Here is a 23,728-nt window from a genome sequence, read left to right as displayed (position 1 = left end):
ATTGTTCCGCTACGCTGTTAAAAATAGCGCAGCTTAGGTACAATATCGTCATAACAACTAAGATCCGGGGGCTGATTGCATATGTCCATCACCATTATTGTCGAAGGTAAGAACGACCGCAGCAGACTGAGGCGGTTGCTTGAACCAGAGGTCGACATTCTGTGCACCTTCGGTACGCTGAATACCCTGAAGCTGGAATCCCTGCGGAATACCATCCGGGACGGGGATGTCTACCTGTACATGGATAATGACAGCTCAGGCAAAAAAATCCGTGCAGTCCTGCGCGACGCCTTTCCCGATGCCGTTCATATGTATACGCGCAAGGGTTACGCCGGGGTGGAAGGAACACCGGATGAATATAACATCACCCAGCTCGAAAAGGCCGGGCTTGAAGACTTCATTATCTACCCCCAGCCGTATCCTCAGGGAATAGAAGGATAATTCATCGCATGAAGCATATACATTCTTAACCTTTAGCACAAAACGAGGGTGTCCTGTGCAGCAGCTCCACTGCTCCACGGACACCCTCGTTTATTTCATGCCCATGCTATTCACGGGCCAGCTTCTTCACCGTTCTCGCCAGGAACTCAGGTGTTACATTCTCCGTATCCCCGGCATCGTACAATCCCCGGAGCTGGTTGTTCTTGTCCACCAGACCAATGAGGTTCGCGTGGGCGAAGTCATCCTTGCTCGTGCCGTAGATCAGCACCTTGAAGGACTCCGCTGCCAGCTTGCGCACCTGCTCCTGATCCCCCCGCAGGAAGTACCAGCCGCTGTAATCGGCATGGAACTTGTCGGCGAAGGCCTTGATCGCTTCCCTTGTATCATTCTTCGGATCGAAAGATATCGAGACGAATTCAACGTCTTTGCCGAAGCTGCCGTCTTTAACCAGTATATCCTGCGTCTCTGACAGCATATAGGTGGTAATCGGACACACATCGGGACAGACCGTGAAGAAGAAATAGACCAGCCTTGCTGTGCCCGCCGTATCCGCCAGACTGATCTGCTTCCCGTCCACATTCTCCAGGGAGAAGTCCTGTACCTGACCGATAACCGGCAGCTTCTCACCTCCGAATTCAAACGATTTGACTGCCAGATAGACCGCCATAATCACTGCAAGCAGCAGCAGCAGCCAGGTCCATTTGTAACGTTTCAAGGTCTGCACAGGACACCTTCCCCCTCTATCCTAAGAATGCTTACACATGAATGGTATTCAGCACGAGGGCAATCAGACTTAAGGTCAGATAGTTAATGGAGAAGAGGAAGCTTTTCTTCGCCCAGACCTCATCATCCTTTGCCTTGAATCCGATGAGGGTTAAGTAGAGCCAGCCAACCGACAAGGCCAGTGATACAATCAGATAATAAATACCTGCATAATCATAGGCATACATCAGCACCGGCACCGGCAGCAGCAGCGCCACATAAGGAATCATCTGGAATTTGGTGCGGCGCGTCCCCTTCACAACCGGAAGGAGCGGGAATCCTGCCGCTCTGTATTCCTCCTTGCGGCGGATGCCAAGCGCCCAGAAATGGGGCGGCTGCCACAGAAAGAGCATTGCGAACAGCAGCCAGGCTCCGAGATCCACTGTTCCTGTAACAGCCACATAGCCGATGACAGGAGGCATGGCCCCCGAGATCGCACCTACCGAGGTGCTCCAGGTAGAGGTTCTTTTGAGCCAAAGGGTGTACACTACAACATATACGAACATGCCGACTATGCCGAACAATCCGGCCAGTACGCCGCAGAATGCGAACAGCACGCCCAGCCCGGCAATGCCTAGTCCAATGCCATAGATAAGTACTGTTGTCGGCTTCAGCCTTCCAGTAGGCAACCCGCGTTCCCGGGTCCGTTCCATCTTCATGTCCAAATCGCGGTCAAAGTAATTATTGAAGACACAGGCTGAAGCCATGACCAGCATGGTGCCGAGCAAAGTCAGAATCAGACGGCCATACTGTACATCCCAGCCTGATGCCACCCAGTAGCCTGCGAATGCCGCAATCAGATTGGAGCGGATAATGCCGGGCTTCGTAACGGTAATAAAGTCGCGCCAGCTTGCACCTTCAGGTGGAGACTTGGCAGACATTGATGCGGAATCGGAAGAAGCTTGATATCTCAATTGATTGTCCACGTATCGGGTTCCTCCTTCTAGGGAACTTCTAAACACTCCGCTATTAACTTTATCATAGCAACCGGGAAAGACTTTGACAATCATTGACCATGATGTTCATTAAATCGACAATTACGTGACAATATTTATTTCCCCGTCCTTAAATAACTAAGCCCAATAATGGGTAGTTATTAATAGAGAACTTCCGTACAAAGGAGATCTGACTAATGGATACTGCCACACATTTTGTTATGGGACTTGGACTTGCAGGTCTGTCCTTCGTCGATCCGCTCGTCGCTTCGAATGGAACACTTGCCGGAGCGGTGATGGTAGCTACTGTACTGGCTTCTCAGGCACCGGATGCTGATACCGCCCTGCGTCTGAAGGATAACGCGGTATATATCCGCAATCACAGGGGAATCACCCATTCCCTGCCCTTTTTACTGCTGTGGCCGGCACTGATCACAGTGGTTATCGGGCCGCTCTTCGGCTTCACGGACCTTAGCACCTTAAGCCATATCGCGCTCTGGAGCTTCATCGGGGTTGCCGTCCATGTATTCTCCGATCTGTTCAACACCTACGGGACTCAGGCCGCCCGCCCGTTCACCGAGAAATGGATCGCCTGGAACATCATCCATATCTTCGATCCGTTTATCTTCGGCAGCCATGCAGCGGCGATTATTCTCTGGATCAGCGGAATGGTGCCGCCCGCTCCCCTGTTCATCACCTTGTATGCCTGCATCGTCTTGTACTACATCTGGCGGACCCTCGTTCATGCCCGCATTACCCGCAGCATCAAGAACAAGGATGTTCACCATAGTGCAGGCGACCGTTACTATGTGATCCCGACCATTTCGCCAACGCGGTGGAATCTGGTCAAAGCCAAGCCGGATGGCAGCTACAATGTCGGGCTGCTGAACAGCGGGCGGCTGGAATGGTTCAAGCATGCGGTGTGCTCCACTCACCCCGCCGTCGAGCATTCCAAATCTCATCCGGATATTCAGGCCTTCCTGTACTTCACCTCGTACGCTGTCGCGGAGGTGGAGGAGCTGCCCTCTGGTTATATTGTACGCTGGGGAGATGTCCGTTATTTACACCGTAAGCAATTCCCGTTCGTGGCTGTGCTGGTCATGGACCATGAGTATAAACCGCTAAATACTTATGTCGGCTGGCTGAGCAGCGAGAAGCTGGATGAGCGCTTCGCCGTTGATCCGGGAACCGTCAAGCTGTAGCAGGTTAGCACAGGTTAGCACTATGTAGAGGGCTGTCCCGGAAGCCAGGAATGAATTGGCTGATTGGGGCAGCCCTCTTGACGTAACGGGACCGCATAAGGCACAATCTACAATAAAAGCGGTTACACTTCAAAGCCTATATTCGCTCACTTTACGCAAAATCCCGGCATGCTGCGAGGCACACCGGGATTCACTTGTACACTATTTGAAGCAGAAAGGAAGGCTGGAACATATGGGTAAAGGTCTGTCACTGTGGTTCGCCTGCTCTTCAATTCTACTCCTCACAGCAGCTTCCATCTCGATCAGCTATAACATTTGGCTGGCACTGCTGCTCGGCGCGCTATGCGTGCTTAACATCGGCTGGGGCTTCATCGTCAAGGCCAGGCTGAGACGCAAGGCGGAGAGCAACCAGCCTTCTCCTTAACGGGTAGGCAGGAAGCCCATCCGTTCCTTCACGCCCTCCAGGGTCCGGGCGGCACTTATCCGTGCACTTTCGGCACCTTGAGCCAGAATATCGCCCAGCATCCCTGAGCTGCGAATGTCCTGATATCTTTGCTGGATCGGCTCCAGCAGGGCTACGACCACTTCAGCCAGCTCTTTTTTGAAGCCGCCGTACATTTGGCCTTCATATTTGTCGGCAATCTGCTGCAGGCTCATTCCTGAGCACTCGGCATAGATGCTCATCAGGTTGCTAATCTCCGGCTTAGCCGCCGGGTCGAAGATAACCTCACGGCCGGAATCCGTTGTGGCCCGGCTGATCTTTTTGCGGATCACATCAGGCGGGTCCAGGAGTCCGATTCTGCTGCCGGGGTTGGGATCGCTTTTACTCATCTTCTTCGTGCCGTCATCCAGGGACATAATCCGCGCTCCGACCTCCGGAATGTACGGCTCAGGGATGGTGAAGAAGTCACCAAACCGGTGATTGAAGCGTCCCGCCAGGTCACGGGTCAGCTCCAGATGCTGCTTCTGGTCTTCGCCTACCGGTACCAGATCCGCATTATAGACCAGAATATCGGCGGCCATCAGCGACGGATAGACGAACAGACCTGCGCCCACGGATTCTTTACCGGCCGACTTGTCCTTGAACTGTGTCATCCGTTCCAGCTCACCCATGGCAGTGAGCGTAGTCAGAATCCATCCCAGCTCGGCATGCTGCGGCACATGGGACTGCATGTAGACATGCGCAATGGACGGATCGATGCCTGCAGCCAGATACAGCGCGGCTACTGATTCGGAATTCTCACGCAGAGCTGCGGGGTCCTGGGCTACCGTAATAGCATGCAGATCGACCACCATGAAGTAACATTCGTATTCCTTTTGAAGCTTGACGAAATTCTTGATTGCCCCGATATAATTACCGAGTGTTAGTGAACCGCTGGGCTGTATGCCCGACAATACTTTTTTAGCCATTCTTTTATCCTCCATCATCATAATTAATATCCGCTGGCGCATAGAACGCAAAAAGGCCCCACATCCGCAAGGGACGTGAGACCGTGGTACCACCCTTATTCGCTGCCTGGAGTTCCCGTAGGGATCTCTATGCAAACAGCCTTGGCTTCCGTTAACGGGGAAGAGACGGCCGGTCTACTTAAGGCTTATGCAGCCTGTTCGAGCGCGGCACTCAAGGGTCCATTCAGTCAGAGGTGCACCACCGGTTCACATCAGCCACCGGCTTTCTGGAGGTACAGTCCATGCTTACTTGTCCCTGTCATCGCGTTACCTGTGTTACTTGATGCCTCCATCATAGATCGGCCCGGAGAAGTTGTCAAATCCCTAACCTCCGCCGGATAAATCTGGTATGATAAAGATATTCGTGTCTATGTTATCTGATTACAGCTTATCAAAGGAGCATATCTCTTATGAAACAGGTGACCAAAGGGCAGTGGAACGGTTATGATACGTATATTTTGCATAGCCGGGAACTGGAAGTCACGCTTCTGCCCCGGCTGGGTAATAACGTAATTTCATTATGGGACCGCACCATGGAGCGGCAGATCCTTCGTCAGCCTGAAGAAAGCGACTTGGCATCATATATGCAGAAACCTTATCACTTCGGCCTGCCCCTCCTGGTGCCGCCCGGACGGATACGCGGCGGAAGCTTCCAATTCGATGGCACAAGCTACCAATTTGACCGCAATGCGGGAGAACATCATATTCACGGACTGCACCGCACCCAGGCCTGGTGTGTCAGTGATATTGAAGAGGACGAGGAAGGCTGTGCGGTCACCACTGAATTCATAACCACCGATGATCCGGAGTGGATCAGACAATTCCCTGAGCCGCTGAAGCTAGAAATGACCTTCCGGCTTCAGGATGACCGGCTCCAGCAGACGCTCAGGGTCACTCATCTCGGCAGCAAGAGTGTTCCTTTTGGCGCAGGCTATCACACATGGTTCATGCTGGACGGAACGCCCTCCCGCTGGAATGTTACCCTTCCTGCCGGAGCCGTCTGCGAGCTAAGTGACGATCTCCTGCCTACCGGACAGCTATTGCCGCTCGGGGAGCTTACGAGCCTGCACACCCGGCTGAATCTTCAAGGTGCGGACCTGGATACCGTCCTTCGTATAGCAGAGGGCCAGCCTGCCGAGGCCGTGCTGATGCGGGACGATGGATACGGGCTGCGTTACTCAGCCGATCCTGAATTCTTCCGCCACTGGATTCTCTATACCAAAGGCGAAGCCGACCAGTTCCTGTGCATTGAACCGCTCACCTGGCTCCCGGATGCACCTAATCTCCAGCAGGACGCCTCTTCTACCGGGCTGATCACGCTTGAACCCGGACAGACGCTAGTGCTGGGGGGCACCCTGCAGATGATCTACCCGGAACGATAAATTTCATATAATTACCATCCTATAAAACTTCAACATCCGTGCATGAATTCTCCCTCCCGCGCTCATACTATCTTCACAACGGGCGAAGGAGGTGAGCACACATGGGTCAAGCAGGTCAACAAAGTCGTGGTAGCCGTTCTAACAACCTGGTCGTTCCTCAAGCGAATGCAGCGCTGCAGCAGTTGAAATATGAAGCAGCACAAGAGCTTGGAGTAACTATTCCGGCTGACGGTTATTATGGAAACTATACTTCCCGCGAAACTGGTTCTTTGGGAGGATATATCACCAAACGTCTGGTGCAACTGGCAGAGCAACAACTGTCCGGTCGTTCGTAATCGCTACCTTATCTTTACAAACCGTCTAAGCCGTGAGGCATAGACCAAAGCAGCTTCACAGCCCTCCCGCGTTTCTCGTCGAAGCGCAGGGGGGCTTTTCTATATGTATATAGAATCAGCCGAAGGATTGATCCGAGACATCGCCGTGGCTGCTGCGCGGATAGCGGATCATCAGATTCGCCATATTGTAATTGGACTCCAGCGTGGCATCCACCACCACCATTCCCTGGCGTACAGCAAATTCGTAGCTGATCTCTCCATGCGTCCACCGTTTCTTATATTTCAGGCTCTCCAGCGCCATGACGCGGAATGAGGATTGCTGGCCTGAAGTCAGCCCCTCCTGCCCGGCTGCGAAGCTTCCGCTGCGTCCGGCGAGCGGATTGTGGCGGACCCCGAACTTGCCGATGATATTATTCCTGATCTGTACAAATACGGTCCCTGAATTTAGTCCTGACAATTCCTCCTGCAGCTCATGAAATACCAGATCCATCTGTCTTGCAAGCGATAATTGTTCCGTCCTCACATGCATTTCCTCCTAAAAGTCTTGTGGGTGATGCAGCCTCATGGCTCTGCCTCACACAACACTTGCTTCGTAAGCAGTTGTTTGAATTTCGTGGGTATAGCAGCGCTTATATAAGGCTTTAGGCTCATTATAGGGTACTATTTAAACGCCCACAACATTATTCAACATAATTGGGTTATAATCCCTATAAATGCGCACGTTATTTAGTATTTATAGCAAAATACAAACTTTTGTCGCCATTTATCGACAAATAAACAGCAATAAAAGACCCCGAAACCGGGGTCTTTGCACATTCACACCATATTCAACTGTCATCATTTCACGGCAAAAAATCAATTCTTCTCATTTCTGACAAATTCTTAGCCGCGTTGTTCTGTCATTTCCAGAAATTCATTAATATCGGCAACGATTAAATCCGCAGCCCCCTGCCAGAAATCCGGCTTAGACAGATCAACACCCAGATGCTTCGACACCAGATTCTCCAGCGTCATCACTCCGGTATCCTGCAGCAGACTGTCATATTTATCGGCAAAGGAAGCCCCTTCTTGCAGTGCAAGCCGGTATAGACCGGTGCTGAACATATACCCTACCGTATACGGGAAGTTGTAGAACGGTACATCTGTGATATAGAAATGAAGCTTGGACGCCCAGAAATGCGGATGATATTCGGAGAGAACCCCGCAGAAGGCTTCCTTCTGGGCTTCCTCCATCAGCGCGGACAATTCCTCACTGCTTACCAGACCTGCCTTGCGCTTCTCATAGAAGCGGGTCTCGAACAGGAAGCGGGCATGGATATTCATGAAGAACGCCACACTGTTCTGGATCTTCGCTTCAAGCAGTGCCAGCTTCTCTTCACTGTCCGTCGCAGATTTCACCTGTGCATCCGACACAATGACCTCCGCGAAGGTGGAAGCTGTCTCCGCCACGTTCATCGCATAGTTCTGATTAAACAGCGGCTGGTCCTCCAGCAGGAAGGAGTGATAGGCATGGCCCAGTTCATGCGCAAGAGTGGATACATTGGACGGCGTACCACTGTAAGTCATGAATATACGGGATTCCTTGCTCTCCGGGAAGGAGACGCAGAAGCCACCCGGACGCTTCGCGGCACGGTCTTCAACCTCGATCCAATCCTTGTCGAAGGCGCGCTCGGCGAAATCCGCCAGCTTCGGACTGAATTTGCGGAACTGGGTCACGATGTCGGCGGCTGCTTGTTCATAGGGGATTTTGCCGGAGGACTTGCCGACTGGCGCATCCACATCGACCCAGGCGAGTGACTCCAGACCCAGAATTTCCGCCTTGCGCTTCAGATAGGATATCAGTGCAGGCTTACTCTTCGTGATCACGTCCCACATGACATCCAGAGTCTCACGGGACATACGGTTGATGCCCAGCGGCTCCTTCAGCACATCCTCCCAGCCGCGGCCCTTGTACAGCTTCAGGCGGAAGCCTGCCAGATGATTCAAAGTATCTGCACAATAGTCGGCTGCCCCGCCCCAGGCTTCTTCCCATTTGCGGAACATCGTACTGCGGACCTCAGGATTCTCATCCGTCAGCTTGTTGAAGGCTTGCCCGGCAGAGAGCAGCTTCTCTTCCCCGTCTTCTTCACAAGGAATCTGGATCTGTCCGACAATTGTCTCGTAATGCTCGCTCCAGCCATGATAGCCGTCAACTGCAAGCTCAAGTGCCAGACTCTCCAGCTCTGGGCTCATCTTCTCACGGGCCAGACTCCGGCTCTCACTAAGCACGAAATTCAGTGGGGCAATCTCCGGCCGGGCCATCCACTCAGCCCATACCGCGTCAGAGGTCTGGCGCAGCACGTTATCGAAGGCAGAGCTGATGCCCTCATAACCGGCGCGCAGCCCCGTTACCTTGGAGGACAGTCTCACCGCCCCTTTGTCGAGCTGATTCTGCGCACCCAGACAACCAGCGAATTCCGAGGCCTGTGTAAGGCGTCCGGCACAGCTCTGCAGCAGCTCGATAACCGGGTCCAGCAGCTTCGTTGAAGCCGCATCAGCCGGTGCATCAGCGGCAGCCACCTGTGTGCGCAGGCGTTCAATATCGGATTCGAGCATGCTCAAGAAGCTCTCAAACTGCGGAGAGGCAGAGCCTCCCGGAAAAATCGATTCCAGTTCCCATGTCAGTGATAAAGGTTGTTTCATATGTACTCACCATTCCTTCGTTATAGAGTAGTTTTCTTTGTATTTGCGTTAGAGCCATGGTAAAGTGAATCATGATACTCCACTAATTTTGAACCTCCACACCCTTAAAAGGGTGGGATTCTTAGCTAGTTAGCGGGCGCATACGTTTCCGCTTTGCCCTACTGCTAAGTTAAGGGCGAGTTCATTCGCCCATCCTAGATCAGAGCTTATAGCTACCTAGGCTGGCAGACTGTTACCATCTGCCACAGGTTGACGCATGATGTTGATGGCACCGACTCGATCTCGATGCGCTGTATACCCGCAGTTGCACTGATACGTTCGATCCTTTGCTTTGTTCCGCTCTCCACAAGAGGGACAGGTTTGCGAGGTGTAGGCCGGATTCAATTCAACCACTTGGATTCCAGTGAGTGTCGCCTTATACCCGATGAACATTTGCAACTGATAGAACGACCAATGATGCAGGTTTTTGGCGTTTTTACGACTTGTTCTTGTCGTCTTCCGAATATCCGTCAGCTTCTCCAGCTTGATGACAGACACCTTTTCTTGAATGGCCATATTCACGATCTGGCGGCTGATTTTGTGATTCTGATCTTTCATATAACGACTTTCCTTGTCGTTCTGTTTACGGATTGCGGATAGCTGTTTAAGCTTTCCTAATTTGCGGCGATAGGTACTGTACTTACGGCGAACAAACTTGTTTTTACGTCCATTTCCGCAAAATGTTGTCTTGCCACTAGAGGTTACGACAACAGCAGGAACTTTCAAGCCTAAATCAATCCCCATCAGTTCATGACCATCGGCTGGCTTAGTCGGTCGTTCGATTGAAATTTGAACAAACCATTTTGCTGATTTTTGAACCACACGCAGAAGTCCAAGCTTCCCCTTCGCAAGCATGTCTCGCTCCCGATCTGGCAGAAGCGCAGGCACCACAAGACGTTGTACTTTTCCATCCAGGATTACTGGGAACGAAATGTGGTTGCCCCGAATCGTATAGTTTTGATTGTTCACGTAGTACACCCTCTTTTGGAGAAGAGGTCGCTTCTTATTTTTCTTGAACCGCTGAAATAGGCTTTTGGCGTCTCGAATCACTTGATTCTTTACGGCAGAGGGTAGATTGGCACAAACGGTTTTTGAAGTTAGTTTCGGAAACGTTCCAGACCTTTCGGCTTGCTCTGTTAATTCGTTGACGGTTCGAATGTATTCGTTGCCCATATCCACCAATACAGACGGATGGGTTGGGAAAATGCGGATTTGAATCGTTACGGTTTGCAGGGTCTCACCCCCTTGTTTTTTGTTCCTCAACATATCGTTTGATCGTATCGCTGGAAACGTTGTCTGCCGTACTGACCAAGTAGGAACGAGTCCAGAGGAAAGGCAAGTGGTTCAAGTGCTTAAATTGTTCACGGAGACGCCGGGAAGTGATTCCTTTCAGTTTCGCCATCAGGTCTGCAGGAGAATCGGTGGGCAGTGCGTTTAGAAAAATATGCACATGATCAGGCATGACTTCCATTGCGAGCAGCTGCTACAAGAACACGCGCTCATTTATTACAATTTTCACAACATAAGGATGTTTCTTAAACAAAGACGATTCATCCCACCCCTAAAGGAGTGGGCTTTCTCGACTAATTTCTGTAAGGAGGGCCTCCTAATGAAGCCACTGCAAATATCGCCGGAGACGGCCATCACCTTATCAAAACAACTCGGCGTTCCGCTGGAACACCTGATGCATATGCCCCAACATATCCTGCTGCAAAAGATCGCTGAATTGGCCAAGAAGCCCGCAAGCGAGCCTCCCGAAGGCAGCGTACCTGCTCCCTCTGACGAGAAGGACAAGCAATGATCCCCTTCAGCCATACCTGGCCTTATGACATTATTCTTGGCGACATGTACGTGCAATATTGCCCCTTCTGCGACCATGAGAATGTTCTTCTGCCGATGAAGCCGCGGGAGCTGCAGCACGTGCGTGACGGCAAAAAAAAGCTGCTGGTCTTTCCCTGCTGCAGTGCAAGTCCCACCGTCATTGATAATGACAATGACTACCTGTTGTTTGACCGGGCGGTCCGCTAAGCGCGGATGTCCGGCAGTTCGCCCCGCTTAAGCGGGCAGAGGCGTAGAAGAGACATCCCTTCTACGCCTTTTTGCGTTCCGGTATACCGGATAGACGCTCTTCAACCTTCACTCCGCCCTCTATGTACCTGCGGGAAGCCCGTCCGGATCAACGTCCAGACCGCGCATCTGCTCACGCAGAATGGCCCATTGCTCGCGCGAAGCCCGGATCATGGCCGCGTCCGTAATCCGCTGATCATTAATGACCCTTGAGAACCACCGCACAGCAGCGGCAAACTCCCCGATCCGGCGGTTCAGCTCACCAATCAGATACATCAGCCGCGCATCATTACCACCGGATGAATCATTCTCGAACACCTTCACATACTCATCCAGCGAATAGGCCAGGAAGCGCTGCTCCTGCACCGTATCCCCTTGATACCGGTACAGCCAGGCAATATGATGAAGCAGGCTTGCTATAATACGTTCCTTGTCCTTAATGCTCTGCGCGCAGATCAGCGCCAGCTTGTACGTCTCCAGCGCTTCCTCCCAGTTACGCTTCTCTCCGAAGCTGCGGGTCTGCCACCGTCTTCCTACTTGGGCATCGAAGGACTTCCGCTGCCAGTCAGCCAGCTTGTCTGCTGAATTCTCCGTGGAGGCAAAGCCGCACTTCGGACAGACCCGAACCACATAATAATCGGGATTCTCCGCCTTGTAATAGGAGCAGAAGTCCGCATCGCGGCGGATGGCCTTTTTGAGGCTGGGACGTACTCTTGAGGTAGAAAATTCATGTTCACAATTACAGCAGGTAACCTTAATCGAGTACAGCGGTATTAATTCCGGCACGGGTGCCCTCATCCTTTCACAACTACACTTTATTCATGGGGCATATTGACAAAATGATGGGCGGGACCAGCCAGCCGGCTCAGAACAAAGGTACGCAGGGATTCTTCCACACCAATCTCCTCCAGCGCTGCCTTCATGCAGGCGAGCCAATCCTCCGCCAGAGCAGGAGTGATGGGGACATGCATATGTCTGGCTCTCATCATGGGATGGCCGTGCTGCTCGGAGAACAAGGCAGGGCCTCCAAAGAATTGGCTCAAGAACTGGTATTGCTTCTCCAGCACCGGAGTAATATCTTCAGGGAATAGCGGGCTGAGCTGCGGGTGAAGCTGCACCTTGGCATAGAATACAGTTACCAGACGGTGAATTCCCTCAGCGCCTCCCAGGCTGTCATACAGGCTCTCTTTCGGATTCATTTGGAGGTTTCGCCTTCTTCCATATTAATCTGATAAGCAGTTGCTTATCATTATACCAAAAAACGCGCTGCACAGTTATCCCTGCCTTAAGACATGCCTGCTAAGCCTATGAAAATAAAAATTTGAACAAAAAAAGGCGCCAAACCGGAGTTCAGCGCTCGTTAAGTAATCAGTATGTTCTAAAATCTTCATCACCAGGCGGGACAAGGGAGACCCGGATCACATATACAAAAGCACAAACGAGCACTCCGGCAACCACACTCATCACCATCACTCCATCCCTGAAAATCTAACTCAACAAGATGTGCATTAATTAAGTTTATAATACCATAATTTCAGTGAAAAAGCACCGGTAAATGTAACCGTTTTCCTCGTTTTTTTGTGCTGTTTGTCCAGCCTTCGGCATACAACTAAGCATAGAACTGGAGGCGAGAAACCGATGACTCTGAACAAAATCGCAAGCCCGCTGCTCGGGATCGTGCTGGCGGGCTGTATGCTGCTGATGCTGGTCCATCCCGCTAGCTCTCTGGATGCGGCGCTGCGCGGGCTCGCCGTCTGGTGGGATGTGCTGTTTCCCTCACTGTTCCCGTTCTTCGTCATCTCTGAAATTATGCTGGGCTTCGGCATTGTCCATCTCTTCGGCGCTCTGCTTGATCCGCTGATGCGCCCGCTCTTCAATATACCCGGCAGCGGCGGCTTCGCCCTAGCAATGGGATATGTATCAGGATACCCTGTCGGCGCGAAATTAACCGCCAAGCTGCGCGAGCAGGGAATGATTAGCAGAATCGAAGGCGAGCGGCTTGTCGCCTTCACGACCTCCTCGGACCCGATTTTTCTGCTAGGCGCGGTGTCTGTGGGCTTCTTTCATGACGCTTCTCTTGGGCTTGTACTTGCCCTTGCCCATTATGGGGGAGGATTCATCGTAGGTCTGCTGATGTCCTTCCATGGCCGGGGCAGGCCGGAAGAAGCAGCTGAGGACTCCCCCCTCCCTCATTCAGGCAGCTCTTCTGCATCTCCGGAAGGACCAAGCCCAGGAAGGCTGCGGGCTGCGCTGAACGCGATGGCAAATGCGCGCCGGATAGACGGAAGAAGTCTCGGCGAGCTGCTGAAGAGCGCCATTACCTCCTCGCTCCAGCTCATCATCGTTGTCGGCGGCCTGGTTGTCTTCTTCAATGTGCTGATGGAGCTGCTCGCCCGCGCCGGTGTAATGTCCGCCCTGTTCAGCATGACCGGTCGGCTGCTGTCGCTGGCCGGCTTCCCGCCTGAGCTCTCCGCCGCCCTGGTCAGCGGCTTATTCGAAGTGACGCTTGGTGCCAGGTCGGCGGGTGAAGCTGCCGGAGGCGTTCCGCTGCAGTTCAAGGCTGCAGCGGCAGCGTTCATTCTCTCCTGGGGCGGCTTGTCGGTTCATGCGCAGGTCGCCAGTATCCTGAATGGTACTGGACTGCGCTATCTCCCGTTCATGGCCGCCCGCCTGGTGCATGCTCTGCTCTCAGCGGTGCTGCTTCTCCTGCTATGGAACCCGGTAGTCAGCTCGGGAATGGCCGGTCAGTGGTCCCTACTACCCGCCGCCTCCGGGCTGGCCGTTCCAGAAGCCGCCCTAATCAGCAGCATCAGCCTGCTCTGCCTTCTGCTCGCAGTCATGCTGGCCCTGTCGCTTATGGTCTTTTTGCTGGGGAAGCTGTGGCGGCAGCCCTATACGCGCCGCAGATAATCCAATATCCCACGGCTCTGCCGCTGCAGCACTGCAGCGGATTCCGGCTTTTCACAGCGCTAATATTGTGTTCCGGGTCAAGATTGATTATGATCGGTGTATGACTGAATTAGACAAAGGAGCCTGTACATCTTGAGATATTATGTTCTGGACCGCGGAGATGAATTATCCATCCAACTAGCGGAGCAATTTCACAAGCTGGCGCAAGGCCGGAATCTGGAGCTGGATGCCAAGTCACCGGAAATCGTGATCTCTATTGGCGGTGACGGCACGATGCTGCACGCTTTTCATACGTTTATCGATCAGATCCCGAACCTCGCTTTTGTTGGCGTGCATACCGGCCATTTGGGCTTCTATGCGGACTGGCAGGCCGAAGAGCTGCCGTCCCTGATTGATTACATGTGCGGAGAGGTTGGGCCGCATAAACCCCGTATCGTTCAGTACCCGCTGCTCGAACTGGAAATACATAAGAAATCCGGCTCCAGTAAGCACATTGCCCTGAATGAATTCACCCTTAAGGGGGTGGACGGGACGGTTGTAATCCAGGTAGATATTAATGATGTAACCTTTGAGATGTTCCGCGGGGACGGCCTGTGTGTGTCCACACCTTCCGGCAGTACCGCTTATAACAAAAGTCTGGGAGGCGCTATGGTGCACCCCTCGATCGAGGCGCTGCAGATTGCTGAAATTGCCTCCATTAATAACCGGGTATTCCGGACCATGGGTTCGCCGCTGCTGCTGCCTAAGCACCATCACTGCGATATCTTCTCGCGCAAGGATCAGCGCCTGCTGCTAACTATTGACCATAATAACATTCCGGTGGATGATCTGATTTCGGTACGTGCTCAGGTCGCGGATCACAAAATCAGCTTCGCCCGTTACCGCCCTTTCCCGTTCTGGAACCGTGTCCGGGAGGCCTTCTTAGTCTAGTCTTATTCCTGATTCTATTGAACAAGCGGAAACGGCCTTGCCGTTCTTTTAAAGGACGGCACCGTTTCAGCGAGAAATAGAAGGATAATTTATCGTGTGCAACATATAAAGTCTTATATTTCAAGCAAGGATCGTATTGCGCCTTTAGCGGGGACAGTCCTAATCCTGCTGGATACTCTATGATAAAGCCGGAGATGCCCCCGATCTCCGGCTTTATCATGCCGGCTGACAGGAACCCTACTGAGCCTAGCAGCATCCCGCAGAATAAATAGACAGACGGAATTTTCAAATGGTATAATGGTTCTATTTTACAAAGTTTTCTATTTGAAGGAGCGAATCTATTGAAGAAATTAGTATCCCTGCTAGGCATCAGCCTGCTGGCCCTTGTGCTTGCGGTTCCCGCTTTTGCCGCAGACAAACCCATTAAGGTCTATATTAACGGCAGTAATCTTGCCTTCACAGCAGGGACGCCTTATCTGAAAAATAATACGGTGCTTGTGCCATTCCGCGTTGTATTTGAGAAGCTTGGCCTGCAGGTACTGTGGGACTCCAAGACCGGCACGGTAACCGGCACCGGAACAGGCCTGGATATCAGCCTTAAGGTAGGCAGCAAGCGGGCCAGCGTCAATGGAACCGTTAAGCAGCTCACAGTCGCTCCTGTCTCTAGCGCCGGGACCACATACATACCCTTGCGCTTCATCGCCGAAGCCACCGGGGGCACAGCGATCTGGGATTCTGCCAGCCGCAGCGTAAAGATTACCGTATCGCCGTCCTCCGCCTCCAGTGAGCAGGAGATCAAGGCAATCATTCAATTAGCTAACCAATATTATAATGAAGAGAAGGCCAGCAGCTTCTATTCGCTTGTCGATGCAGGGGCAGACCAAACGGAAGCTGTAAGCAATATGAATTCCCAGTTCGAGCTATATGACATCAAGAATACGATCGAGAGTCTTAAAGTGCTCAGTCTAACGGGCAACGAAGCTACAGTCCATTCTGTCGAAAAAGCAGTACGGACCGGCGGGTACTATACACCGGATGAGCAGTACGAATACTTATATACGCTGGTCCGTCAAAACGGCACCTGGAGGATCTCTGCCATGGATCTGCAGGAATCCTCAGTGCTGCTGACGCGCGAACAAGGCATGAAGCCCGCTGTGCTTCCACAGGGCGATCAGACCGGAATTAAGGATACGCTCAGCAAATACTACCAGGGTATGAATGCCCGCAATGCAGATGCAGTCCTTGCCGTGATGACCTCGTACGATAAGGAGGATGATGACTCTTACAAAGAGGAGCTGCGTGATTATTTCAAAACCTATGATCTAAGCTATGCGGTGTCTTCCTCCAATGTCTTCTATTACACGGACTATGAAGCCGCAGTCTATACGGAAGTGGTCATTACGGACGGTGAATCGAAGGAGACCTATACCCAGTCTCTGATCCTCCTGCTCTCGAAGCCGGAGAGCGGTGCCTGGACGATCGACACTACTTATCATATCGGCTTCGACGCGCAGTCCTAAATTTAAAAATTAATCTAAAGGATGTCATGAACTCATGAAATCAGCCAAAATTGTTACCGCACTTTTAAGCAGCTGTCTGGCTCTATCCATCGCCTGGGCTCCTGCTGCTTCAGCAGCAGACGCTGCCGCCGCCACCGACGCGGCGCAAGCCTCCAAGACGGAGATTATCAATGAAATTATGCAATATCTGGAGTATTACAACGTCGAGGGTGTAGACCAGGATACGCTTATCCGCGGTGCGATTGACGGTATGGTCAATACGCTGGACGATCCTTACAGCCAATACTTCACGAAGGAGGAAGCTGCAGACTTTGGTCATCAGGTCGATCTGCAATATGTCGGCATCGGCGTCCGGTTGATGTATTCGGGCAAAGAGCTATACATTGAAGAGGTCATGAGCGGCTCCCCGGCCGAGGCCGCGGGACTAAAGCGCGGCGACTCCATCCTCAAGATCAACGGGGTGCGGGTGGCTGATACGAATGGTGATGAACTGAGCGGCAAAGCAGGCACGAAGGTTTCTCTGCTGATTCAGAGAAACGGGGCTAACAAATCCTATACGGTTACCCGCAGCGAGATTGCTACAAGCTCCGTAACCAGCAAGATGCTTAGCTCCAAAATCGCCTACATCTCCATCAACGGCTTCACCCAGACTGCCGATGAGGAATTCTCCGCAGCGCTGAACAAAATGCGTTCAGCCGGCATGAAATCGCTGGTACTGGATCTGCGCGATAATACAGGCGGTTATATGGACAGCGCCCAGAATATCGTCTCAAAGTTCATGGATGCCGGCATTATGATGTACACCTCCGACCAGACCGGTACACTGAAGCCAGTCGCAATTACGAACGGCAGCAAGATCGGCGTGCCTGTGGTCGTATTGACCAATGAATATACGGCCAGCGCCTCCGAAGCCTTGACCGGGGCACTTCGTGACAACAAGCTGGCTACAGTTGTAGGCACGCGCTCTTACGGAAAGGCACGGATTCAGAGCCTGATTCCCATGTCCGGCGGCGGCGAACTGAAGCTAACCACCATGAAGTATCTGACTCCGAACAAGGAGGACTTCAACCATATCGGACTTGCGCCTGATATCGAGGTCAAGGGCAAAACTGCCCAGTTGATTACCGCTCTGCAAATCGCCGGGATGAAGGAGATTGTCGCCTCTGGCGACCGTCATATTCTGGATATCAACGGCACTGCTTTTGCCGGAAATGTAGGTCTGATCCAGCAGGGCGGTAAGGTGTATGCCGCCTCCCGTGTCCTCTCCGCGCTGGTGGAGAATGAAGTCTCCTGGGATGCCAAGAACAAAAAGGTGCTGCTGACCACCGGTGCCGGTAACGTATCCGGGTTCACTCTGGCCTCCAAAGAAGCGCTGTTCCAGGACGGAGAAACCTTCATCGAGCTGAATGCCTTCAAGAAAAAGTTCCCTGCGCTCGTATGGAGCTACAATGCCTCACTGAAACAGCTGAAATTAGCTGTAAAATAGAATTAGCCCGCTTCTGGGGCATCCAGCGAAATCAGGGGCATTTAGTGCCCCTGATTTTGCTTATTTGGGCCTCATTTGGCCCATGCGCACCTACACTAGCTCATTGTATTCGGTTTTTCGCCTACATTTGACCCGCCTCCGCACTACCCAATGTGTCGGTTTTCTGTGAAAATACGCTAAACAGATGAATGGACGATAGCACGCTGCTCATTTTCATGCTGGAGTTGTGCCTTGATAGACATGTATGTTTTCGACATACATTCGGCCCGTGCCCTCTCGCTCGCTCATTGGATTAGAAAAAGCCCCTTCAGCTAATGCTGAAGAGGCTTTTTGAGTTGCATTTTAGAAACAGGGGGTGTACATGCTAGTCCCCTTGAGTATCGTTCTAGTTGTCCTGCTTGTTCTGGTTGTCCTGCTTCTCCGGTCTGTCCTGCTTATTCTGGTTCACTTGCTTGTTAGACCGGTTGTCTTTGTGTTCTCTGTTCTGCTTGGCATTATTCGGCTGGCCTTGCTGGCCTCTGCCCTGGAACTCTTTATGGTTCTTCTTGCCCTGGCCTTCTTTGTTGCGGTGATTGCGGCTCTGGTGCTCGCGCACCGGTCTGTCCTTGGTTGTATGCTCCCGGCCTGCACTTTTCGTCTGCGGCTCCCGGTATTCTTTTACCGTTACCACCTGTTCAGCTTCCTGCTCCAGATCCTCGTCCAGCCCGGGCTCCGGGACTTCCTTAATCAGAATATCCTTGAAGGTTCCCTCCTGCGGGGACTCCTTCAGCTTATGCAGCACAAAATACGCACAGCCAAAGTTACAGTATTCGTTAATATAATCCACCATGCCTGAGATGGCTGTGTCCCGGTTCACTTTAGGGTGATTATCCCGGTAAAAGCCTTTGAGGCGCAATTGGCTGTAGCCCCAGTCACCGATTATATAATCGTACCGGTCCAGCACTTCGCTGTATCTTCCGCGAAAAGCCTCCGGGTTCCAGCCGTCCTTATGATCGAGCATCAGCTCGTAACCTTTTCCACCTATAACGATCAAGCGTGTGTCGCCTGCCTTTCAATAATATCTGGGGGGCGTTGATAAGCCGTCATTGCGCGGGATTTTGAATTTCCGGCCGCTGTTGTGGTCTGATTTCTTCCATTTAACCGCTAGGCGGTGAAATCAGACCACAGCTTATGCTTACGATGCAAGCTTTCCAGAGGAAAGCTCTCAGGCGGACGCTGCCGCTCCTACAATTTCAAAATCCCTCTCCATGACTCCATCAACGGGAGGGGGGCAACCGCCACCCAAGAACCTCGCCGCTATGGCGGCATTGGTTCTTTCTAGCCTTTCAACCCCTTTGAAACCTAAAACTTAAACCCTAAAGCTTAAAACCTTAAAAACTAAAACCTTAAAAATCTCCTGTGACTTCGTCCTGCGGGGAATTTGCACAGCAAATTCCAATAAAGAGTCAAGGCTTCTTCGGCAATTGCGCTGCATGATGCTGCGCTACCGGGTGGTTATCTATGCCTGTGAAACGGAACGAGCCTCACGGGCCACGGCAGCAGACTTCACCTGCTCATGGGCACGATAAGAGCTGCGCACCAGCGGGCCGGCCTCCACATGGCTGAAGCCGCGCTTCAGGCCGTCTTCCTTCAGCACCGCGAACTCCTCGGGCGGATAGTATTTCTCCACATTCAGATGCTTCGGCGAAGGCTGAAGATATTGTCCTAATGTCAATATATCACAATCTACGGCTCTAAGGTCATCCATCGCCTGCAGAATCTCATCCCACTGCTCACCGACGCCAAGCATAATACTCGATTTGGTCGGAATCTCCGGCTTCATCTCCTTGGCCCGGCGCAGCAGCTCCAGGGAACGGCGGTATTTGGCTCGGGCCCGGACACGGTCAGACATCCGCTCCACGGTCTCGATATTATGATTCAGGATATCCGGACGGCTGTTCATCACGGTCTCCAGGCTCTCGCGGTCCCCCAGGAAATCAGGAATCAGCACTTCAATGCTGCATAGAGGAAGGCGCTTACGGATCGCAGACACGGTCTCGGCAAAAATCGCCGCCCCCCCATCCTTCAGATCATCGCGGGCGACACTCGTAACCACACAATGCTTAAGCTGCATGCCTTCGGCAGCCTCTGCCACACGTTCCGGCTCCAGCAGGTCCAGCTCGGTCGGCAGACCTGTATTCACCGCACAGAAGCGGCAAGCGCGCGTACAAATATCCCCCAGAATCATGAAGGTCGCCGTGCGGTTAGCCCAGCATTCATAAATATTCGGGCAGCGTGCTTCCTCGCATACGGTATGTAACGTCTTTGAGCGCATCATACCCTTGATTTCCTGATATTCCTCACCGGTGGTTAACTTGATTTTGATCCAGTCTGGCTTGGGCTGTTTGGCTGTTCGATTAGTCAAAGTGATGAGACCCCGCTTTCGATCTGAATGTCAATGTCATTTTCACAGTCAAAAGTTGCTGCCTCATATTATAGCATGTGAAGTAGGCGTTTGCCTGTTTTTGTGAACCTTGGAGCGGTCATGGATAAAAAAAGTCCTTTTGCTTCAATCTAAAGAAAAGCACCTGACCCGGGTGCCGCTTCCGCAAACATAAATGCAATTCATGCGCACAAACGCAGGAGGATGAGATCATGCTGGCCTTATTAAAGAGCCCCTACACCCGCAGAACCTTGATGTGCATGTCTGCCGCCGCCCTGCTCTGTAGCGGTAGTCCTGCCGAAAGTGCCCAAGCTGCCCGTTATCATAAAATTCCCGAACTGAGCTCGGGCAGTCCTGCTCCTGCAGACAGCAAAGAGACTGCCGCCGCTGAGCGCAAGCAGCTTTTTGAGCAGATGGGCGCGGCAACCGGCATTCCCTGGTACCGCTTCGCTGCCATCGATCAGTACGAACGGTCCATCGCCAGGAAAAGCAAAAAAACAGCCGCCGCAGAAAGCCCTTCTGCAGCGGCTAAGCCACGCCTTACCGGAATTATGATTCCGGCGCCCGTATGGTCCGGTCCGCTGAACCCGGATCAGGACGACAAGCAGCCGGATTCGATCCGCTTCTTCGGCGGCTTCGGGCTGGACGGATCGGGGGACGGTATCGCAGATCCCGAGAGCGATGCGGATGTGCTATACAGCATGGCCCGCCACTTGCTCAAGTACGGGGATTCCGCTACGGACTTCAATATAGGAATCTGGGAGTACTATCACAACGGGCGGGCCGCCCAGCGCGTCTCCCAGTTCGCCAAGCTATATGAGCATTTTGGACGGCTGGACCTGTCCGGCAGTGCATTTCCGCTGCCGATAGGGACCAATTATGCCTACCGCAGCACCTGGGGAACCGGCCGGAGCTGGGGCGGCGCGCGCATTCACGAAGGCACGGATCTGTTCGCGCCGCATGGCTTGACGGTGCGCAGCACCTGCTTCGGCATTGTTGAGACCAAGGGCTGGAACCGCTACGGCGGATGGCGCATCGGTATCCGCGATATCGAGAACCGCTACCATTATTATGCCCACCTGATGGGGTATGAGAAGTCCTTGCTGCGAGGGGATATTGTCACTCCGGGACAGACCATCGGCTGGGTCGGCAGCTCCGGCTACGGCAGCCCGGGCACACAGGGCAAGTTCCCGCCCCACCTGCATTATGGCATCTACCGTGACCGCGGCATTACGGAATGGGCCTTCGATCCTTACCCGCTGCTCAAGCAATGGGAGAACCAGGAATTCCGGCAGCTGCGACAAAACAAAAAGAAGAAATAACACCTGCATGCTGCGCCCCTCAGAGTCCATTTCGCTTTTCTTTGGACAGAGGTTACAGGTTAGTGCAGCATCAGACAGCCAAACGGCTCGATCTCCACAAGAAGCTTGCTAGAGCTGCGGAGGGTGAGTCCGCTTAACAGCTCGGTCAGCACTTTGGTGTCCGAACGGTAGGCGGGCAGCTCCAGATGGTAGCGGTTGGGGGAGTTATTGATAATGAGCCCCATCCGATCCTGCCCGCTGCGCCGGACATAGCCAAGGATACCCCGCGTCTCATCTGTGAACCAGGGACGGAAGGCTCCCCGGCGCAGCACCTCATGCTCTGTTCTCAGCGAGATCAGCCGCTTGTACCAGTCCAGTAGCCCAGTATGCTGTTCCTGCTCCTCCCAGAGCATCGGCCGCCGGCAATGCGGGTCTGTAGCACCTTCCATTCCAACCTCATCCCCGTAATATATCATCGGCAGGCCTATATAGGTCATCTGGAAAAAGACAGCCAGCCGCATCCGGCTCATCGCCGTAGCTTCCCGGTCCCAGCCCCGGCCCCCCTCCTTGCAGGCGGTCAGGAAGCGCAGCGTATCGTGGCTGCCCAGCAGCTGGAACATCGCCGAATTGGCCTGATCATTGTACAAGGCTTCCTGATGCAGCAGTTGCTCCATGAACCGGGCCGGCCCCGCAGACTGCGTTGCAAAAAACTCCAGCAACGCATCCCGCAGCAGGTAATTCATGCCGCCGTCGAACTGGTCTCCCCGCAGCCAAGGCCCGGAAGCATGCATAATCTCGCCGATTAGCAGCAGGTCCGGGAATTCCGCCTTCAGTTCCCGCCGCAGTCTTGTCCAGAAGGCCGGAGTCACCTCGTTGGCCACATCCAGCCTCCAGCCGTCAATCCCCGCTTCCCGCACCCAATACCTGGCTACGTCCATCATATAATCCGCTACCTCGGGATGATCCATATTCAGCTTCGGCATACTCGCCTCCGCCTTGGCAAAGGTCTCATAGCCGGGAGCCGGCGAAGTACTGACCGGGAAGGAATGGATGAAGAACCAGTCTTTGTAGCGCGACGCCTCTCCATGCTCCAGGACATCCCGGAAGGCAAAAAAGGTATCGCCGGAATGGTTAAAGACCGCATCCAGCAGAACCTTCATCCCCAGCTGGTGTGCAGTCCCGACCAGTATTTTCAGATCCTCAAGCGTCCCGAATCCAGGGTCTACCTTATAGTAATCGGAAGTATTATACTTATGCCCGGAAGGCGATTCAAAGATTGGCGTCATATAAATAGCAGTTACGCCAAGCTCTTGCAAGTATGCAAGCTTGTCGGTAATGCCTTGAAGCGTCCCCTGATGGTAGCTCTCGGGATAAATCTGGTAGACTACCGCATCTGAACTCCAGGCAGGCAGTGCGATGGCGTGCGGGCGGTGAATATAGGCATACTGAAAGGCACCTGCCTGCTCCCTGTTCTCTGAGCTTCCCCGCTCCCCGTACCACATGTATTCGCCTGCTGGATTCCCGATGTGGAACAGATACCGGCATTTGCCAGTCTCGGCCGGAACCAGGGCTTCATGTATGTCATACGCTCCGGCACAGCCGACCCGCTCCATCTCCTGCGGAAGCTCATGGCCGGGTGAATCGTAACGGTCAGCGTGGACAACCGTGCAGGACAGGGACTGTCCGCTCTGCACGAATAGTCTGAGTTTAAGCAGGCGTGGGCCTGCCGGGAAGGCGAAGGGGTCCTCCGCTGTGTGATATACGAATAACCGGTTAAGCATACTGTATAGTCTCCTTTTATGCCGCATAGAGCAGCTTCAGCAACTGTGTTATTATGACAGGTAGAACAAAGTTCGCCATTAGGG

General features: G+C 53.0%; 23 protein-coding genes and 1 pseudogene. 12 read left to right on the top strand and 12 right to left on the bottom strand.

Annotation, left to right across the window (positions count from 1 at the left end; translation table 11 throughout):
• Positions 1–81: 81 nt before the first annotated feature.
• A complete protein-coding gene (locus MKX42_RS06885; RefSeq protein WP_340751858.1) occupies positions 82–441 on the top strand; it encodes a DNA primase in 360 nt (119 codons plus the stop codon).
• A gap of 106 nt (positions 442–547) precedes the next feature.
• On the opposite strand, the gene MKX42_RS06880 is transcribed toward MKX42_RS06885, so the two are convergent.
• Together MKX42_RS06880 and cyoE are read right to left on the bottom strand one after the other, a co-directional pair.
• Positions 548–1,165, bottom strand: coding sequence for an SCO family protein (locus MKX42_RS06880; protein ID WP_340751857.1), 618 nt, complete (start codon positions 1,163–1,165; stop codon positions 548–550).
• A 31-nt stretch (positions 1,166–1,196) separates the two neighbouring features.
• A complete protein-coding gene (gene cyoE, locus MKX42_RS06875; protein WP_340751856.1) occupies positions 1,197–2,129 on the bottom strand; it encodes a heme o synthase in 933 nt (310 codons plus the stop codon).
• A 206-nt stretch (positions 2,130–2,335) separates the two neighbouring features.
• On the opposite strand from cyoE, the gene MKX42_RS06870 reads away from it, so the two are divergent.
• Both MKX42_RS06870 and MKX42_RS06865 read left to right on the top strand, forming a co-directional pair.
• Positions 2,336–3,340: a metal-dependent hydrolase gene (locus MKX42_RS06870; RefSeq protein WP_340751855.1), complete on the top strand. Its 1,005-nt coding sequence runs from the start codon at positions 2,336–2,338 to the stop codon at positions 3,338–3,340.
• Positions 3,341–3,572: 232 nt separating this feature from the next.
• Entirely contained in the window at positions 3,573–3,764 is a 192-nt protein-coding gene (locus MKX42_RS06865) for a hypothetical protein (RefSeq protein WP_340751854.1), read from the top strand.
• Here MKX42_RS06865 and trpS read toward each other — a convergent pair.
• Complete coding sequence (gene trpS, locus MKX42_RS06860) at positions 3,761–4,750, bottom strand: tryptophan--tRNA ligase (RefSeq protein ID WP_340751853.1); 990 nt, start codon at positions 4,748–4,750, stop codon at positions 3,761–3,763. The genes MKX42_RS06865 and trpS overlap by 4 nt on opposite strands.
• A gap of 449 nt (positions 4,751–5,199) precedes the next feature.
• Between trpS and MKX42_RS06855 the strand changes: the two genes are divergently transcribed.
• Complete coding sequence (locus tag MKX42_RS06855; protein WP_340751852.1) at positions 5,200–6,171, top strand: aldose 1-epimerase; 972 nt, start codon at positions 5,200–5,202, stop codon at positions 6,169–6,171.
• A 101-nt stretch (positions 6,172–6,272) separates the two neighbouring features.
• Positions 6,273–6,506 (top strand): alpha/beta-type small acid-soluble spore protein, encoded by a 234-nt coding sequence (locus tag MKX42_RS06850; RefSeq protein WP_036701727.1) that lies wholly within the window; start codon positions 6,273–6,275, stop codon positions 6,504–6,506.
• A gap of 115 nt (positions 6,507–6,621) precedes the next feature.
• Here MKX42_RS06850 and MKX42_RS06845 read toward each other — a convergent pair whose 3' ends face one another.
• The 4 genes and pseudogenes from MKX42_RS06845 to tnpA all read right to left on the bottom strand — a co-directional run.
• Positions 6,622–7,035: a hypothetical protein gene (locus tag MKX42_RS06845; protein ID WP_036722066.1), complete on the bottom strand. Its 414-nt coding sequence runs from the start codon at positions 7,033–7,035 to the stop codon at positions 6,622–6,624.
• 353 nt (positions 7,036–7,388) lie between these two features.
• A complete protein-coding gene (locus MKX42_RS06840; RefSeq protein ID WP_340751851.1) occupies positions 7,389–9,188 on the bottom strand; it encodes a M3 family oligoendopeptidase in 1,800 nt (599 codons plus the stop codon).
• A gap of 216 nt (positions 9,189–9,404) precedes the next feature.
• Positions 9,405–10,493, bottom strand: coding sequence for an RNA-guided endonuclease InsQ/TnpB family protein (locus MKX42_RS06835; protein ID WP_340751850.1), 1,089 nt, complete (start codon positions 10,491–10,493; stop codon positions 9,405–9,407).
• A pseudogene (tnpA, locus tag MKX42_RS06830) lies at positions 10,465–10,707 on the bottom strand (IS200/IS605 family transposase); the annotation flags it as partial. The gene MKX42_RS06835 and the pseudogene tnpA, both read right to left, overlap by 29 nt.
• Positions 10,708–10,836: 129 nt before the next feature.
• Here tnpA and MKX42_RS06825 point away from each other — a divergent pair.
• A complete protein-coding gene (locus MKX42_RS06825) occupies positions 10,837–11,028 on the top strand; it encodes a YycC family protein (protein ID WP_340751849.1) in 192 nt (63 codons plus the stop codon).
• Positions 11,025–11,255, top strand: coding sequence for a hypothetical protein (locus tag MKX42_RS06820; RefSeq protein ID WP_036722073.1), 231 nt, complete (start codon positions 11,025–11,027; stop codon positions 11,253–11,255). Before MKX42_RS06825 ends, MKX42_RS06820 begins: the two co-directional genes overlap by 4 nt.
• A 120-nt stretch (positions 11,256–11,375) precedes the next feature.
• On the opposite strand, the gene MKX42_RS06815 is transcribed toward MKX42_RS06820, so the two are convergent.
• Together MKX42_RS06815 and MKX42_RS06810 are read right to left on the bottom strand one after the other, a co-directional pair.
• Positions 11,376–12,092, bottom strand: a complete 717-nt coding sequence (locus MKX42_RS06815; protein WP_340751847.1) for a DUF2225 domain-containing protein — start codon at positions 12,090–12,092, stop codon at positions 11,376–11,378.
• Positions 12,093–12,109: 17 nt separating this feature from the next.
• On the bottom strand, positions 12,110–12,493 hold the full coding sequence (locus tag MKX42_RS06810) for a globin domain-containing protein (RefSeq protein WP_036722077.1): 384 nt from the start codon (positions 12,491–12,493) through the stop codon (positions 12,110–12,112).
• Positions 12,494–12,932: 439 nt separating this feature from the next.
• Here MKX42_RS06810 and ylbJ point away from each other — a divergent pair, with 439 nt between their 5' ends.
• The 4 genes from ylbJ (at position 12,933) to MKX42_RS06790 (ending at position 18,140) form a co-directional block, all read left to right on the top strand.
• Entirely contained in the window at positions 12,933–14,204 is a 1,272-nt protein-coding gene (gene ylbJ, locus MKX42_RS06805; protein ID WP_340751846.1) for a sporulation integral membrane protein YlbJ, read from the top strand.
• A 132-nt stretch (positions 14,205–14,336) separates the two neighbouring features.
• Entirely contained in the window at positions 14,337–15,134 is a 798-nt protein-coding gene (locus MKX42_RS06800) for an NAD kinase (RefSeq protein ID WP_036701738.1), read from the top strand.
• A 341-nt stretch (positions 15,135–15,475) separates the two neighbouring features.
• Entirely contained in the window at positions 15,476–16,654 is a 1,179-nt protein-coding gene (locus MKX42_RS06795; protein ID WP_340751845.1) for a stalk domain-containing protein, read from the top strand.
• A 34-nt stretch (positions 16,655–16,688) separates the two neighbouring features.
• Entirely contained in the window at positions 16,689–18,140 is a 1,452-nt protein-coding gene (locus tag MKX42_RS06790) for a S41 family peptidase (RefSeq protein ID WP_340751843.1), read from the top strand.
• Between the two features lie 385 nt (positions 18,141–18,525).
• Here MKX42_RS06790 and MKX42_RS06785 read toward each other — a convergent pair whose 3' ends face one another.
• The gene (locus MKX42_RS06785) at positions 18,526–19,173 is read right to left on the bottom strand and encodes a YutD family protein (RefSeq protein WP_340751842.1); all 648 of its coding nucleotides are present in this window, start codon (positions 19,171–19,173) and stop codon (positions 18,526–18,528) included.
• 465 nt (positions 19,174–19,638) lie between these two features.
• Positions 19,639–20,544 (bottom strand): lipoyl synthase, encoded by a 906-nt coding sequence (gene lipA, locus MKX42_RS06780; RefSeq protein ID WP_340751841.1) that lies wholly within the window; start codon positions 20,542–20,544, stop codon positions 19,639–19,641.
• 230 nt (positions 20,545–20,774) lie between these two features.
• Between lipA and MKX42_RS06775 the strand changes: the two genes are divergently transcribed.
• Entirely contained in the window at positions 20,775–21,884 is a 1,110-nt protein-coding gene (locus MKX42_RS06775) for a M23 family metallopeptidase (protein WP_340751839.1), read from the top strand.
• A 59-nt stretch (positions 21,885–21,943) separates the two neighbouring features.
• On the opposite strand, the gene MKX42_RS06770 is transcribed toward MKX42_RS06775, so the two are convergent.
• A complete protein-coding gene (locus MKX42_RS06770; protein ID WP_340751838.1) occupies positions 21,944–23,644 on the bottom strand; it encodes an alpha amylase N-terminal ig-like domain-containing protein in 1,701 nt (566 codons plus the stop codon).
• Positions 23,645–23,728: the final 84 nt, after the last annotated feature.

The sequence above is a fragment of the Paenibacillus sp. FSL R7-0204 genome (genome assembly GCF_038002225.1).
Lineage (GTDB): Bacteria > Bacillota > Bacilli > Paenibacillales > Paenibacillaceae > Paenibacillus_AQ.
Note: the sequence above shows the minus strand (reverse complement) of the source record. Positions and strands in the feature narration are given on the sequence as shown.

Excerpts from the sequence above, each read along its gene's own strand:
- MKX42_RS06885 (WP_340751858.1), top strand. The coding sequence starts at position 82 with ATGTCCATCACCATTATTGTCGAAGGTAAGAACGACCGCAGCAGACTG.
- MKX42_RS06870 (WP_340751855.1), top strand. The coding sequence starts at position 2,336 with ATGGATACTGCCACACATTTTGTTATGGGACTTGGACTTGCAGGTCTG.
- MKX42_RS06865 (WP_340751854.1), top strand. The coding sequence starts at position 3,573 with ATGGGTAAAGGTCTGTCACTGTGGTTCGCCTGCTCTTCAATTCTACTC.
- trpS (WP_340751853.1), bottom strand. The coding sequence starts at position 4,750 with ATGGCTAAAAAAGTATTGTCGGGCATACAGCCCAGCGGTTCACTAACA.
- MKX42_RS06855 (WP_340751852.1), top strand. The coding sequence starts at position 5,200 with ATGAAACAGGTGACCAAAGGGCAGTGGAACGGTTATGATACGTATATT.
- MKX42_RS06850 (WP_036701727.1), top strand. The coding sequence starts at position 6,273 with ATGGGTCAAGCAGGTCAACAAAGTCGTGGTAGCCGTTCTAACAACCTG.
- MKX42_RS06845 (WP_036722066.1), bottom strand. The coding sequence starts at position 7,035 with ATGCATGTGAGGACGGAACAATTATCGCTTGCAAGACAGATGGATCTG.
- MKX42_RS06840 (WP_340751851.1), bottom strand. The coding sequence starts at position 9,188 with ATGAAACAACCTTTATCACTGACATGGGAACTGGAATCGATTTTTCCG.
- MKX42_RS06835 (WP_340751850.1), bottom strand. The coding sequence starts at position 10,493 with ATGTTGAGGAACAAAAAACAAGGGGGTGAGACCCTGCAAACCGTAACG.
- MKX42_RS06825 (WP_340751849.1), top strand. The coding sequence starts at position 10,837 with ATGAAGCCACTGCAAATATCGCCGGAGACGGCCATCACCTTATCAAAA.
- MKX42_RS06820 (WP_036722073.1), top strand. The coding sequence starts at position 11,025 with ATGATCCCCTTCAGCCATACCTGGCCTTATGACATTATTCTTGGCGAC.
- MKX42_RS06815 (WP_340751847.1), bottom strand. The coding sequence starts at position 12,092 with ATGAGGGCACCCGTGCCGGAATTAATACCGCTGTACTCGATTAAGGTT.
- MKX42_RS06810 (WP_036722077.1), bottom strand. The coding sequence starts at position 12,493 with ATGAATCCGAAAGAGAGCCTGTATGACAGCCTGGGAGGCGCTGAGGGA.
- ylbJ (WP_340751846.1), top strand. The coding sequence starts at position 12,933 with ATGACTCTGAACAAAATCGCAAGCCCGCTGCTCGGGATCGTGCTGGCG.
- MKX42_RS06790 (WP_340751843.1), top strand. The coding sequence starts at position 16,689 with ATGAAATCAGCCAAAATTGTTACCGCACTTTTAAGCAGCTGTCTGGCT.
- MKX42_RS06775 (WP_340751839.1), top strand. The coding sequence starts at position 20,775 with ATGCTGGCCTTATTAAAGAGCCCCTACACCCGCAGAACCTTGATGTGC.
- MKX42_RS06770 (WP_340751838.1), bottom strand. The coding sequence starts at position 23,644 with ATGCTTAACCGGTTATTCGTATATCACACAGCGGAGGACCCCTTCGCC.